General features: G+C 42.5%; 14 protein-coding genes. 5 read left to right on the forward strand and 9 right to left on the reverse strand.

The features are described 5' to 3' along the window. Positions 1-5 precede the first annotated feature (5 nt). The 5 genes from UFB30_RS12265 to UFB30_RS12285 form a co-directional block, all read right to left on the reverse strand. Entirely contained in the window at positions 6-1013 is a 1008-nt protein-coding gene (locus UFB30_RS12265; RefSeq protein ID WP_322422111.1) for an ABC transporter ATP-binding protein, read from the reverse strand. 2 nt (positions 1014-1015) lie between these two features. Next, the gene (locus tag UFB30_RS12270) at positions 1016-2044 is read right to left on the reverse strand and encodes an ABC transporter ATP-binding protein (RefSeq protein WP_322421988.1); all 1029 of its coding nucleotides are present in this window, start codon (positions 2042-2044) and stop codon (positions 1016-1018) included. 340 nt (positions 2045-2384) lie between these two features. Beyond that, positions 2385-3620, reverse strand: a complete 1236-nt coding sequence (gene fabF / locus UFB30_RS12275; protein ID WP_322421989.1) for a beta-ketoacyl-ACP synthase II — start codon at positions 3618-3620, stop codon at positions 2385-2387. Positions 3621-3659: 39 nt separating this feature from the next. Then, positions 3660-4595 (reverse strand): beta-ketoacyl-ACP synthase III, encoded by a 936-nt coding sequence (locus UFB30_RS12280; RefSeq protein ID WP_322421990.1) that lies wholly within the window; start codon positions 4593-4595, stop codon positions 3660-3662. A gap of 276 nt (positions 4596-4871) precedes the next feature. Then, positions 4872-5054, reverse strand: a complete 183-nt coding sequence (locus UFB30_RS12285) for a ComZ family protein (RefSeq protein WP_322421991.1) — start codon at positions 5052-5054, stop codon at positions 4872-4874. Positions 5055-5193: 139 nt separating this feature from the next. Here UFB30_RS12285 and UFB30_RS12290 point away from each other — a divergent pair, with 139 nt between their 5' ends. Continuing rightward, a complete protein-coding gene (locus UFB30_RS12290; RefSeq protein WP_435390886.1) occupies positions 5194-5379 on the forward strand; it encodes a YjzD family protein in 186 nt (61 codons plus the stop codon). 36 nt (positions 5380-5415) lie between these two features. Here the strand turns inward: UFB30_RS12290 and clpB are convergent, their stop codons facing one another. After that, the gene (gene clpB, locus UFB30_RS12295) at positions 5416-7992 is read right to left on the reverse strand and encodes an ATP-dependent chaperone ClpB (protein WP_322421993.1); all 2577 of its coding nucleotides are present in this window, start codon (positions 7990-7992) and stop codon (positions 5416-5418) included. A gap of 141 nt (positions 7993-8133) precedes the next feature. On the opposite strand from clpB, the gene UFB30_RS12300 reads away from it, so the two are divergent. Continuing rightward, entirely contained in the window at positions 8134-8964 is an 831-nt protein-coding gene (locus UFB30_RS12300) for an undecaprenyl-diphosphate phosphatase (RefSeq protein WP_322421994.1), read from the forward strand. A 434-nt stretch (positions 8965-9398) separates the two neighbouring features. On the opposite strand, the gene UFB30_RS12305 is transcribed toward UFB30_RS12300, so the two are convergent. Both UFB30_RS12305 and UFB30_RS12310 read right to left on the reverse strand, forming a co-directional pair. Then, complete coding sequence (locus UFB30_RS12305; protein WP_041122163.1) at positions 9399-9707, reverse strand: metal-sulfur cluster assembly factor; 309 nt, start codon at positions 9705-9707, stop codon at positions 9399-9401. A gap of 60 nt (positions 9708-9767) precedes the next feature. Then, complete coding sequence (locus UFB30_RS12310; RefSeq protein WP_322421995.1) at positions 9768-10529, reverse strand: prolyl oligopeptidase family serine peptidase; 762 nt, start codon at positions 10527-10529, stop codon at positions 9768-9770. A 132-nt stretch (positions 10530-10661) separates the two neighbouring features. Here UFB30_RS12310 and UFB30_RS12315 point away from each other — a divergent pair, with 132 nt between their 5' ends. Next, entirely contained in the window at positions 10662-11474 is an 813-nt protein-coding gene (locus tag UFB30_RS12315; RefSeq protein WP_322421996.1) for a Cof-type HAD-IIB family hydrolase, read from the forward strand. Between the two features lie 206 nt (positions 11475-11680). Here UFB30_RS12315 and UFB30_RS12320 read toward each other — a convergent pair whose 3' ends face one another. Beyond that, positions 11681-12574 carry a YitT family protein gene (locus UFB30_RS12320; RefSeq protein WP_322421997.1) on the reverse strand — a complete coding sequence of 298 codons (894 nt, stop codon included), beginning with the start codon at positions 12572-12574 and terminating at the stop codon, positions 11681-11683. Between the two features lie 157 nt (positions 12575-12731). Between UFB30_RS12320 and UFB30_RS12325 the strand changes: the two genes are divergently transcribed. After that, complete coding sequence (locus tag UFB30_RS12325; RefSeq protein WP_322421998.1) at positions 12732-13595, forward strand: DegV family protein; 864 nt, start codon at positions 12732-12734, stop codon at positions 13593-13595. Positions 13596-13608: 13 nt separating this feature from the next. Continuing rightward, positions 13609-14961 carry a CoA-disulfide reductase gene (locus tag UFB30_RS12330; protein WP_322421999.1) on the forward strand — a complete coding sequence of 451 codons (1353 nt, stop codon included), beginning with the start codon at positions 13609-13611 and terminating at the stop codon, positions 14959-14961. The last annotated feature ends 3 nt before the right edge of the window (positions 14962-14964 follow it).

Below are 14964 nucleotides of genomic sequence, written 5' to 3' on the forward strand. Positions count from 1 at the left end.
ATTTCTTAGTAAAGAATGCATGCTACTTGATGACCAGGTTTCACCTCCTTTAAAGTTGGCTTAATTTCAGCACACTCTGCTTTTGCCATCGGACAGCGCGTATGGAACGGGCAGCCTGAAGGCGGATTTGCAGGAGATGGTACGTCACCCTGAAGCACAATACGTTCTTTACGCTTTTTAGGATCCGTCTCCGGAATAGCTGAAATCAATGCCTGGGTATATGGATGAAGCGGCTCAGCGTATAAGCTCTTGTTATCTGCCACTTCTACCATATTGCCAAGATACATAACCCCGATTCTGTCACTCATATGTTTAACAACACTAAGGTCATGGGCAATAAATAAGTAAGTAAGATCAAATTCATCCTGGAGTTCCTTCAGCAGGTTTAATACCTGTGACTGAACAGATACATCAAGTGCAGATACAGGCTCATCGGCTACAATCAGTTTTGGTTTAAGTGCCAGTGCTCTTGCAATCCCGATACGCTGACGCTGTCCGCCTGAGAACTCATGCGCATATTTGTCATATGCTTCAGGTGGAAGACCTACACGTCTTAACAATTCGATGACTTCAGACTTTAATTCTTTTTTACTGACTTTGCGGTAATTACGAATCGGTTCGGAAACGATGTCCCCTACACTTTGTGTCGGGTTCAGAGAAGCGTATGGATCCTGGAAAACCATCTGGAAATCCTGTCTTGCTCTTCTGAGGGCGCCTCCTTTAATTTTCGTAATATCTTTTCCGTCAAAAAGAATTTTTCCGGATGTCGGTGTAAGCAGTCTCAGGATTGTACGGCCGGTTGTTGATTTACCACAGCCTGATTCTCCTACTAGACCCATCGTTTCACCTTTTTTGATCTGAATATTGATATCATCTACGGCTTTAACGTTTCCGATCGTTCTTTTTAGAAACCCGCCTTTGATTGGATAGTAAGTTTTCAGGTTCTGTATATCGAGCAGCACTTCTTTATCAGTTTTAGGCGGTTGAGCGGCTGTCTCTCTCGTTTCTGTCATATTCATCTTTCACCCACCCCTTCAGGCTGTTTGCTGTTCTCATATAAAATGCAGGCTACTTCATGACCCGGCTCATCTTCAGCCAGCAGAGGTGTAATCTTTGTACACTCAGGCATTGCTTTTGGACATCTGTTAGCAAATCTGCATCCTGTCTGAGGCATTTTCTGAATAGAAGGTACAAGACCGTCTATTGTAGCGAGCGTTTCTACTTCTTCATCCATTTTCGGAATCGCATGCATTAATAACTGTGTATAAGGATGCTTAGGATTTTCAAATAGTTCGATGACATCTGTTCTTTCTACTATTTTTCCTGCGTACATAACAATGACCTCGTCACAGATTTCCGAGACGACGCCCAGGTCATGCGTAATCATGATAATAGCCATGTCGTTTACTTCCTGAATATCCTTCAACAGTTCAAGGATCTGAGCCTGAACAGTTACATCAAGTGCAGTAGTCGGCTCATCGGCAATCAGCAGCTTTGGCTGACAGGCAATTGCCATTGCGATCATCACACGCTGTCTCATACCACCTGACAGCTGGTGCGGGTATTCTTCTACTATACTTTCAGGTCTTGGAATCCCAACACTCTTTAAAAGTGCAATACTTTTCTTTCTGGCTTCCTTTTTATCAATCTTTTCATGATTGAGAAGCACTTCTTCTATTTGATAACCGATTGTAAATACCGGGTTAAGAGCAGTCATTGGTTCCTGGAAAATCATCGAGATATCTTTACCGCGAATTTTATTCATCTCGCGTTCTGATAAGTTTTCAAGGTTTCTGCCTTCGAATTTGATTTCTCCTCCTCTGATCTTACCGATTCCCTGAGGAAGAAGCTGCATTACTGACAGTGACATTACACTTTTACCACAGCCGGATTCTCCGACTATTCCGACAATTTTTCTTCTGTCGACCTTCAAGGAAACTTTTTCAACAGCATTATAATAGTTTTTGCCTATTTTAAATCCTGTCTGAAGCTCCTTGATCTCTAAAAGTGGTGTCTCATTCTGTCCTGCCGTTTTTCTAACCATTTGAACACCTCTAATATTTCTTATTTTCAATCAATTTATATTATTTGTATAAAATACTATTACAGATAGATTACAATTTCAACTTGTTTTTTCTAATTCTTTGAAATTACCCCCCCACACCATCCTAGAACCGTTGATTTTAAAGGGTTTTGTCGAAATAAAAAAATTTTAAAAATATTTTCACACTCGAATTAAGGATGTAATATTTACAATACTTTATTATTCAATATACTTTAATAGGTAAAATGAATTATATTACAATAAGGTGCATGAATATTCATTCATATACATATAAAAAAACAGGGCTGCATGACGCAAACCCTGCCTTTGTATACTTTTCTTATTGATAGGTTTTAAATACAATTGTTGCATTATGACCGCCGAATCCCAGGGAATTACTGACTGCTGCCTGTATCTCCTGCTTACGTGCTTCATTAGGAATATAGTCCAGATCGCATTCCGGGTCAGCTTCTTCAAGGTTAATCGTTGGAGGAAGGATACTATTCTTCAATGCAAGAACAGTGAATATCGCTTCCACTCCGCCAGCTGCACCAAGTAAGTGACCTGTCATGGATTTTGTCGAACTGACTGCAAGCTTATATGCATGTTCTCCAAAAACTTCCTTAATGGCCATTGTTTCATATTTATCATTATATGGTGTACTTGTTCCGTGAGCATTAATATATCCGATCTCTTCAGGCTTCATTCCTGCATCTTCCAGTGATTGTCTCATTGCACGGACGCCGCCTTCTCCACCAGGAGCCGGTGCTGTAATGTGATATGCATCGCCAGTAGAACCGTAGCCTGTAATTTCAGCATAAATCTTTGCTCCGCGGGCAAGAGCATGTTCAAGTTCTTCTAATACAAGAATCCCTGCTCCTTCTCCCATGACAAAGCCATCTCTGTTTTTATCAAACGGCCGGCTGGCTTTTGTCACATCATCATTCAGTGTCAATGCAGTATTTGCAACAAATCCTGCCATTGCCATTTGTGAGATTGGTGCTTCTGAACCCCCCGTAATCATTGCATCAGCATCTCCACGCTGAATCACTTTGAATGCATCACCGATTGAGTTTGTTCCACTTGCACATGCCGTAACTGTGCAGGAGTTCATCCCTTTTGCGCCAAGGTCAATCGAAACCTGCCCTGCAGCCATATCCGGAATCATCATTGGAACAAAAAACGGACTTACCCGCTTGTAACCTCTTTTTTGAAATGTTTCGAATTGCTTCTCAAACGTCTCCATTCCGCCAATTCCGCTTCCAATCCAAACGCCGATCCGTTCAGCATTTGAAGCAATATCCAGTGATGAATCTTTAACAGCTTCACGTGAAGCAACAATTGCATACTGGGTAAAGCGGTCCATTTTACGTGCTTCTTTTCTTTCAATATGATCTTCAATATTGAAGTCTTTTAATTCAGCTACAGCTTTTGCAGGAAAATCTTCCTGATTCAGCCTTGTCAGTTCGCCAATACCTGACTGTCCAGCCACAATATTATTCCAGGTTGTTTCTACATCGTTTCCTAATGGAGAAACCATCCCGAGACCAGTTACTACAACACGTCTTTTTGTCATCTTTGTCATCTCCTACTTCTATTAGATCAATGATTAAGTTTATTTTCCCCAGCGCATTGCAATTGCGCCCCATGTCAGTCCTCCACCGAATCCAACCATTACCAGCAGGTCACCGTCTTTAATTTTGCCTGCTTCCAGATCTTCTATTAATGAGATTGGAATGGATGCAGCTGAGGTGTTGCCATATTTATTTACAGTCATAGACATCTTTTCTATTGGTAATTCAAGTCTCTGTCTTGATGCTTCCATAATTCTGATATTTGCCTGGTGCGGGATCAGATAATTTACATCTTCTTTCGTCAGTCCTGCTTTTTCAAGCACATTGATACTCGATTCACCCATTTGACGAACCGCAAATTTGAATACTTCGCGTCCGTTCATATAGATTCCATCTTCAGCCTGATAAAGATGCTTACCGCCTGAACCATCAGACCCAAGCTCAAATGAAAGAATTCCTTTTGAATCATCAACCGGTCCCAGGACCATCGCCCCGGCACCATCTCCGAACAATACAGCTGTATTCCGGTCATCCCAGTTGGTTATTTTACTTAGCTTTTCTACACCAACTACAAGGACCTGCTGATAACCTGCATTTTCAATAAACTGCTTTGCTGTTACCATGCCATACATAAAACCGGCACATGCTGCTGAAAGATCCATTGCTGAAGCTTTTTTAGCCCCAAGCTTTTCCTGTAGAATTGTCGCGACTGAAGGAAATGGTCTGTCCGGTGTTACTGTAGCGACCAGAATCATATCCAGATCCTCTGCTTTTGTACCTGCGTCTTCAATTGCTTTTAATGCTGCCTCGTAGGCCATATCTGATGTATCAACGTCATCGGCAGCAATCCGGCGCTCTTCAATACCTGTACGAGTGCGGATCCATTCATCAGACGTATCCATTTGTTTTTCCAAGTCTAAGTTTGTTACGACTTTTTCAGGTAAGTAACGCCCTACCCCTAAAGCACCTGCACGCATATATCTTCCTTCTTTCTAATGTTTTATCAAGCGATATGATCATATATTATGAGTTGGTACTAATCATATATGATTATGCTATTCTTTTCAACTGAAGGATAGACTGATGGTTATGTAAAATAAAAAGAAGCCGGGACAATTAATTGTCTCAGCTTCCCTCTATTCGTCCCGGAGTCGCCGCCTTATGCTCCGCTACACTTAGATTTCAGTCAACATACTGTTAAATCTAAAAAACAGATTATTATGTCCAACTTCTTTATTGAGATTCACTCTAAATTACTTCTCTGCGTCTGCTTTGCCAAGTTCGTAGGCGTCGTTCATTGCTTTTGCAAAGATTGACATGAATGGCTGAAGGGATTCTACTGAGACTTCGATGCCTGCTTCATCCATTTTCGCTTTTGCTTCAGGCAGGTATTTCATTGCAATCTGCATAAATTCCATTGTTTTATCGTTTGCCATTTGTATCTCTCCTCTTTAATCCTTTATACATTTACTATCATAACTGAATTTCATAATGAATTCATTGATTCGACATTTCTTTTCGAAAAAACTGTGCTAAAATGAAAGCGATGTATTTTTTCGAAATGAGGTGAATCCTTTGGCATATTTCATGACATTATTCTGGACTTTTCTTTTAACGCACATGATGGCTTATGTTGTCAGCTCAATGAATGGCGTTCCTTATGAGTTTATGACGGCTAACATCATCGCTTTGATCGTAACTGTACTATTATTTGTACTTGGTACAATCATTCCAAAACCTCAGCCTGCTGAGCATCACTAAAAAATCATGATCCCCGGATAAAGGGATCATGATTTTTTATTTATTTACAATTCTGTACTGTTCCTCTTCGCGCTCAATCAGAATGTGACTATGCGATTGCACATTTCCTTTTAGCAGTTCTTTTGCAAGCAGTGTTTCAATTTCCTTTTGAATGTAGCGCTTCAGCGGCCGTGCACCAAAGGATGGATTATAGGCTGTTTTTGCAATATAGCTGACTGTATCATCAGACAGTTCGACTGTAATGTGCTGTTCGGCCAAACGCTCCTGCAGCTCCTCAATCATCTTATAGACAATACCCTTCATGTGCTCCTCTGTCAGCGGGTTAAACAGGACGATATCATCCATCCGGTTTAACAGCTCCGGTCTGAAGTGACGGTGAAGATCCCCCATGACAAGTTCTCTTGCCTGTTCAATATCCCCGGATTGCTCCAATAAATGACTTGATCCGATATTTGACGTCATAATAATGATCGTATTTTTAAAATCTACAGTTCTGCCTTTTGAATCGGTAATCCGCCCTTCATCAAGCATCTGCAGCAGGATATTAAAAACTTCCGGATGCGCTTTTTCAATTTCATCAAGAAGAATGACTGAATACGGCTTTCTTCTGACTGCTTCAGTGAGCTGTCCGCCTTCTTCATACCCGATATAACCAGGAGGTGCACCAATCAGCCTTGAGACAGCATGCTTTTCCATGTATTCAGACATATCAATCCGGATCATCTGATCTTCACTGTCAAAAAGGGTGAATGCAAGTGACTTCGCAAGCTCTGTCTTCCCTACCCCGGTTGGCCCAAGGAAGATAAATGAACCAATCGGACGGTCAGGGTCTTTGATACCGGCACGGGCTCTCAATACCGCTTCGCTTACTGCAACCACTGCTGCCTGCTGACCGATCACTCGTTCCTTGAGCGTATCTTCAAGTCTTAACAGCTTTTGACGCTCTTCTTCTATTAATCTGTTGACCGGTATTCCAGTCCATCTTGCCACGATCGAAGCAATTTCTTCTTCTGATACTTCCTCTCTCAGCAGACGGTTTTCATCGCGCGTTTGTTCATTTTCAACTTCAAGCGCAGTAATCTCTTTTTCAAGCTTTGGAATATGTCCATGCTTCAGTTCCGCTGCTTTTGAAAGGTCATAGTTGTTTTCAGCTTCTTCAAGCTCCCGGCGCAGTTTATCGAGCTCTTCTTTTTTCTCCTGAATAATGACAAGAGATTGTTTCTCACTTTCCCATTTAGCTTTCATGACCTCTGCCTGTTCCTTAAGTTCAGCAAGCTCCAGACGAAGCTTTTTGAGACGTTCAATACTCGCAGGATCTTTTTCTTTTGCAAGCGCCTCTTCTTCAATCTCAAGCTGCATCACTCTGCGGAATGCTTCATCTAATTCCTGTGGCATTGAGTCAATCTCAGTACGAATCATTGCGCAGGCTTCATCAATTAAATCAATCGCTTTATCAGGAAGAAAACGGTCTGTGATGTAGCGTTCAGACAGCTTTGCTGCTGCAACAATCGCACTGTCATGAATTCTTACCCCGTGGTGAAGCTCAAAACGCTCTTTCAGCCCGCGAAGGATTGATACTGTATCATCCTCGTCAGGTTCCTGGACCATTACCTGCTGAAATCTGCGTTCTAGTGCGGGATCTTTCTCAATATACTGACGGTGTTCATTTAACGTGGTTGCGCCTATACAGTGAATTTCCCCTCTTGCAAGCATCGGCTTCAGCATATTCCCTGCATCCATCGCACCTTCTGTTTTTCCTGCTCCAACAATCGTATGCAGCTCATCAATAAATAAGATGATCTGACCGTCACTGTTTTTTACTTCAGCTAAAACAGCTTTGAGTCTTTCTTCGAATTCTCCTCTGAACTTCGCACCCGCTACAAGCGCACTCATATCAAGTTCAAATACGATTTTGTCTTTCAGCCCCTCCGGCACGTCCTTTCTGACAATCCGCTGGGCCAGTCCTTCAACAATCGCTGTTTTTCCAACGCCGGGCTCTCCAATCAGCACAGGGTTGTTCTTTGTCTTTCTGGATAGAATTCTGATTACATGACGGATCTCAGCATCACGGCCGATTACCGGATCCATTTTGCCTTTTTTTACTTCTTCTACTAAATCACGCCCATACTTCGATAGCGCTTCATATGCTACTTCAGGATTTTGAGATGTCACTCTTCTTCCCCCTCTGATGTCATCGATCACCTGCTTTAAACGGTCAGGTCCTTCGCTGTGTTTTAAAAGATATTTCACAATCTCCAAATGCGTCATTTTCATTAAACCGAGCATTAAATGTTCAATTGACAGGAACTCATCTTTATATTCCTTCATGAACGCTTCTGACCTCTGAAGCCAGGCACCTACATCCCCTGTAAAAACAGGGTCATATCCTTCTGAGTGTATGGTTGGAAAAGAAGCCATTCTGTCAGATAAGGTTTGCTTTACATCCGCCGGATCAAGATGAATACCACTCAGCAGACGTCCTGCAAAATCGTTATTCAGCAATGCACTGAAAACATGTTCTACATCAATGGAAGAGTGCTTACTATTTACTGCGAGCTCTTTTCCACCAGCAAATGCATCCTGTACGCTGTAAGTCATTTGATCCAATTTCATCAGACCACTCCTTTGACCTTCTTTGACCTTTTGTCATATTTTATCATTCTCTTCATCAAATTGTAAAGAACCAGCACTTTACATCCAATCTCTTCGGTGGTTAAATTAAGAACATGTGATGCTAAAAAAATGGAGGATTTTATGGATATTGAACAATTGTGGTTATTATTAAAATTTACTTTTCTCGGACTGTTTCAGGGCTTTACTGAACCGATTCCGATCTCATCCAGCGGACACCTTCAGCTGGCTCAATATTTTCTTGGGATTGAAATTGAAGGTAACAACTTCACTTTTGAATTAATGGTGAACTCCGCTTCACTGATCGCAGTATTACTTGTGTTCAGAGAAGATATTATGAGATTGATTACCAGAGGTTTCGGCTACATAAAAACAAGAAAGCCTGAAGATAAGACTGAATTTAATTTTATTGTGTACCTGATTATCGGTACAATTCCTGCCGGTGTGATCGGTGTGCTGTTTGATGACGATATTTCCCGTCTATCCGGTCCTCAGACTGTGGCAATTACGCTGATGATCACTGGTATCGCTCTATTTCTGATCAGAAATCTTCGTGGGAAACGCGGTGAAAGCGGTATGTCTATAAAAGATGCGCTGATCATCGGTGGTGCGCAGGCAATTGCTTTAATTCCAGGCATCAGCCGAAGCGGTGCTACAATTGTAGCTGCAATGGCCAGAGGGATTCACCAGGAAACGGCACTTCGCTACTCTTTCCTGTTGTTTGTACCTGTCAGCCTTGGCGGGATGGTACTGAGCTTTTCAGATTTCCTGCAGGATGATAACCTGGCAGATCTGTGGATGCCGTATTTACTGGCGTTTATCGCATCACTCATCGCTTCTTACTTCTCGCTTAAATGGTTTATGAATATTATGGCGAAGGGTAACCTGATTTATTTCGCGATTTACTGTCTGACTGTTGGTCCAATTGTTTTACTGGTACTCTGGATTTCTTAAAATCTGAGTTTCCTTATGTACGTTGAGTGTGTGAGAATGTTTCAATTTTATTGATGATGAGAGGTTTGGCCGGGTTAATGGCTGGGCCTCTTTTTTGTGGTTGTGTGACAAAGGGGTTTAAGTCGATATGGTTTTAATGCTGCAGCTGTGCCTCGCGGGATGGTTATTCGTACACCTTTTCTAATATATCTATCAGCTTCCTGATTAATTAAATCACCTTTTATTTTATTCGACTTTTGCTGTTGCAAGGCAGGATATATCTATCACCTTTTTTGTTATTCACTCAGCTCATGCATTTATTAAAGCACCTTTTCAGTTATTCGGCCGCAGCATCATCCGTATGCATCCTCCCCCAACTCGCCCCTCTAAAAACACCCCACTCAACAAAAAAACGCCGAACCCCATTCAGGTCCGACGGTTTTTCATATTTCCAATCACGTAATCCCTAAAGCAATCTTAGCGTAGCGTGACATATTGTCTTTGCTCCATGGCGGGCTCCATACAATATTGACATCTACTTCTTTGACTTCAGGTACATCTGCAAGTGCTGCTTTTACCTGGTCAACAATCACAGGCGCCAGCGGGCAGCCCATTGATGTCAGTGTCATTTTTACTTCTGTATTTCCTGCATCGTCCATGAACACGTCATAGACAAGGCCGAGGTTTACAATATCAATGCCAAGTTCAGGGTCAATTACCTGTTCAAGGGCACCCATAATGCTGTCTTTTACATCCTGGTCCATCGAATCACTCCTTTAACTCTTTGTGTTCATCATAACAAAAAATCCGCTTGACCGAAACTGTCAGGATTGCATGTGGAGGTCAAACCACTTTACCGTTTCAAGTAATCCTTTTCTTGTCACTTTATGACCTTCTGTTTCTTCAGTAATAAATTTCAGCAGCTCTTTTTTATCATAGGACTGGTGAATTGTTTTGAAAAACGTATAAGTCGGTTCATAAGGAACTACGGTATCTGCTTTACCATGCCAGAACATCAGCGGTCTGTTATTCAGCTTTTCGGGATGAAGGCTCAGGTCATATGCTTCAAGCACCTTCAGCTGTTCATCAATTTCTTCCTCACTCATTGGCAACTTGAAGCCGTTTCGTTCAAAATGCTGAATCTGCGCTTTGGCAAAGCCGACATATGCAGGTGAACCCATCAGGCTGACACCTGTATGGATCCATTCAAAACGTTTCAGTGCGCCAAGGATCGTGATACCTCCCATGGAAGTTCCTGCTGCGCCAATGCGATGCTCTTCTGCATAACCCTGACTGACCAGCTCCTGTTTCATTGCATTAAATTCTTCGATGGATCTGACAACAATCTGCCAGAAGCGCGTACTCATGACCATTTCATCAGAGCCATCTGACCTTGCACCGTGATAAGCAGCATCAGGCAAAATAACGTTAAACCCCTTTTCAGCTAAAAGGTATGCATAATGTAGATTGTGTTCTTTCGCACTCATAAATCCGTGAAAAAAGAAAATCACGGGAGAATTTTCAGATTTGCTTTCTACCTGTAAACATGGAATACCTGCGATTTTTCGATTATGTATTTCGATCAACTCTGATGCTCCTCTCAATCCTTTTCGCTCATATATTATCATATAACCAAAATGTGGCATACTATTTCACCTTATCCGGAACGAGTGATACAATTAATATAAGTGACAATAGAAGCAGAGGAGCGTATTCAAATGGATAAGCATTTAATTGCATTAGACCTTGACGGCACATTGCTGACAGATGAAAAAACAATCTCAGACAGAACGAAAAAAACGCTCTTAAAAGCTAAAGAAGCCGGGCATGAAGTCATGATTGCTACCGGTAGACCTTTCAGAGCGAGTGAAGCATATTACAGGGAGCTTGGCCTCCATACACCTATCGTGAATTTCAATGGTGCCTATGTCCATCACCCGCTTGACCAGGGCTGGGGTCTTCACCATGAGCCGATGAACCTGAACGTTGTAAAAGATATCGTTGAAGCTGTTCACGATTACGAATTTCATAATATGGTCGCTGAAATTCTTGATGATGTGTACCTTCATTATCATGATGAAAAACTGCTGGATATTTTCAGTTTTGGCAATCCAACGATTACTGCAGGTGACCTCAGAACCTATCTTCCTGCGAATCCTACAAGCTTACTGATTCACGCAGATGAGTACCATGTGGAAAGCATCAGAAATCATTTAAGCGAGGTCCATGCAGAAGTCATTGACCACAGACGCTGGGGTGCACCGTGGCACGTGATCGAAATCGTTAAATCAGGTCTGAACAAAGCAGTCGGACTAAAGAAAGTAGCCGACTATTATGGTATTTCCAGTGACCGGATCATCGCTTTTGGAGACGAAGACAACGATCTTGAGATGCTCGACTATGCAGGAATCGGCGTTGCAATGGGTAACGGGATTGAAAGCGTCAGATCAACTGCCAAACACATTACAGGCACCAACAACGAAGATGGGATTTCATTATTCTTAGAAGACCGGTTGAATATCAAAATATAATATATCAATGGATGATTAAATTTAGTTTAATTTCTAAGGAGAACGGAGCGGAAGGCGGCGACTCCGGGACGAGTAGAGAGAAGCTGAGACCCCGCAGCCGAAGGCGAGGAGACTCAGCAACCTCCGTCCGGAAAGCGGCCGCCTGAAGCGAAGTGATCCGGTTATAAAGTAAAACGGCTGCCTCTATAATAGAAGCAGCCGTTTTTCTAATCATCTTTTCTGAAGAACCCAAAGATCCCCGTCGTCTGAATAATATTTGTAAATGCATGCGGATCTGTCTTATGAATAATCCGCTCAAGCTCAAACAATTCATACCGCGTAATAACCATAATCAGCATTTCCTTGGGATCATCCGCAAAAGCACCGCGTGCCGGAACAATCGTAATTCCTCTGACTAACTTATCATGAATGGCTTTTTTCAGTACTGATGATTTGTCAGTGACAATCATTGCTGTAAGCTTCTCATGTCTCGTATGCAGTGCATCGATCATACGGGTAGATGCATATAGCGTTACAAGAGTATATAGACCTTTTTCCCATCCGAACAGCGCACTCGCAAGGAGAATAATGCCTGCATTCATTGCGAAAAAGTAAATGCCCACCGGTTTATCATTCAATCTGGATAAAATCATCGCAATAATATCCATACCACCTGTTGAAGCACCCCACTTCAGCGTCATCCCCACTCCTACACCTGCAATTACCCCGCCAAATACTGCGTTAAGAAGAATGTCCGGGGATACTTCTACAACCGGAATGATCTCAAGTGCAATGGTTGTAAAACCTACGGAGATCAGACTGTAGATCGTGAACATCTTCCCTACTCTCAGCCAGCCGAGTATAATTGCCGGGATATTTAAAATGAGCAGTAATATCCCTGTTGACAGATTAATCGGCGTAAATTCATAAAAGATATTTGATAAGAGCTGAGCCGCTCCTGTAAAGCCGCTTGCAAATACATTTGCAGGAATTAAAAATAAGTTCAGTGCCACTGCATTCAGCACTGCACCAATAATAACGACCGCAATTTTCTTTGTTTCAAGCCACATCGTTTCCTTAGATACATGCGCCAGACTGAAGGCGTCTTTTGTCTCTGCCATTACGCACCCATCCCTTCTTCATAAGCTGCTTACTTATACTTTACCTATTTTAACCGCCCCTACACTAATCTGATTGTAAATTCCTCATTTAATCGCTAAACTGAGTAGTATGACTATAGTTTTATAAAACGACGACTAAATAAAAAGGAGCTATTAAATGAACATTCAACTGATTGCTGATAGTGCTAGTGATTTGCCGGGCGAATTTTTCACAGAACATAATATAACACTCCTCCCGCTTCATGTACATATAGGAGATGAAGAATACGAAGACATCGTAACAATTAAGTCTAAAGATGTATTCGATTCGATCAGAAATGGCGGTCACCCAAAGACCTCACAGGCGAGCCCTAAGAAAATGGAAGAAGTGTTTACAGACCTGGCCAAGTCCGGAAAAAAAGGTTTATATATTGCCTTTTCATCCGAGCTTTCAGGTACTTACCAGACAGCAGTCATGATCAGAGATCAGGTGAAGGAGGAATATCCTGAGCTTGATCTGACTATCCTTGATACAAAATGCGCATCACTCGGTTATGGCCTTGTTGTCGTAAAAGCTGCTCACATGCTGGCAGAAGGTGCTTCATTTGAACAGATTGAAGATGAAGTAAAGTTTCAGTATGAGCACATGGAACACTTATTTACAGTAGAAGATCTGGACTATCTCGCAAAAGGCGGCCGCGTGTCAAAAGCGTCTGCATTTATCGGCGGACTGCTGAATATTAAGCCGCTTCTTCATGTGGAAGACGGGAAGCTTGTACCACTTGAGAAGCTGCGCGGTAAAAAGAAGCTGTTAAAGAGAATTATTGAAGTGATGAGAGAACGCGGCGATCAGCTTGATCAGCAGATGATCGGGATCAGTCACGGAGATGATGAAGCGCTCGCTGAAGAGATGAAAACCATGATTGAAAATGAGTTCGGAACGACTTCTTTCTTTACAGGGATGATCGGTTCAGCAGTCGGTGCGCATGCAGGACCGGGTACACTTGCAATCTTTTTCCTGAATAAAAAATCTGCACATTGATTGGATTGATAACATGACGAATAAAGTACTGGTGATCGGCGGGGTCGCTGGCGGCGCTACATTCGCTTCACAACTGAGAATGCTGGATGACCAGGCTGAGATTATTGTATTTGAGAAGGATGGGACCATGTCGTTTGCAAATTGCGGGATGCCTTATTACCTTGGCGGATTTGTGAAAAAAAGAGAACACCTGATTGCAGCAACGCCTGAATCTTTTCAAAAAGATAAAAACATTGAAGTACGGATCCGTCACGAGGTTATCCGGATTAACCGGGCAGAGAAAACAGTTACGATTAAAGATCATATTAAAGACGAGTCATATGTTGAGCGCTATGACAAACTCGTTTACTCCCCGGGCGCTGTACCGATGGTTCCGGATATTAAGCATCTGGACAGAGGAAACTGTTACAGTCTCAGATCATTCAAAGACATGCTGAAACTTGATGAGCATATCACGACGAAAAACTATCAGTCAGTTTGTCTGGTCGGAGGCGGATTTATCGGGCTTGAGATGGCGGAGAATATGAAGGCAAGAGGCATCAAAGTTCACCTGGTACAGCGTTCTACCCATGTGCTGGGACTCCTTGAGCCACAATTCTCTGCAAAACTGGAAGAGGAATTAATTAAAAACGATGTTGACCTTCATTTATCCGCGACTGTTGAGCAGATTAATGAAGACCGCACATTACAGTTATCGGACGGCACAGTCATTGAAGCTGACTTTTTATTACTGGCTGTAGGGATCAAACCGAATAAACACTTAGCTGAGAGCGCTGGACTTACAATCGGGGCAACGGGCGGAGTGTGTGTAAATGAATATATGCAAACGGATGATCCGGACATTTACGCGATTGGCGACGTGATTGAATCATTTGATTTTATTACTGGAAAACCCAAACAGGTACCTCTTGCCTGGGTCGCACACCGGGAAGCTTACGTAGCAGCGCGTCATATCACTGGTGATCCTGTTCCTTTTAGAGGCATTCTTGGAACTGCAATTTGTAAGGTGTTTGAGAAAGATGCTGCGATTGTTGGGCACCATGCATCTTCACTTCAGAAAATGGGGGTTCCATTTGAAACAGCCGAACTTACGGCAAAGCAGCATGCGGGCTACTATCCGGGGGCTTCAGAGCTGTCACTCATTGTTCATTTCTGCCCTGATACGGGGAAAATATACGGCGCACAGGCAGTAGGACAGGGTGCGGATAAACGGATAGACGTGATCAGCACGGCGATCACCGGAAACTTAAGTGTACTGGAACTCCAGACACTTGAAATCGCTTATGCTCCTCCATTCAGCGCGCCTAAGGATCCTGTTAACATGATCGGTTATAAGGCTGTCAAAAAAATGAATACAAAAAAATAAGAG

Origin of the sequence: Jeotgalibacillus haloalkalitolerans (genome assembly GCF_034427455.1) — a bacterium.
Lineage (GTDB): Bacteria > Bacillota > Bacilli > Bacillales > Jeotgalibacillaceae > Jeotgalibacillus > Jeotgalibacillus haloalkalitolerans.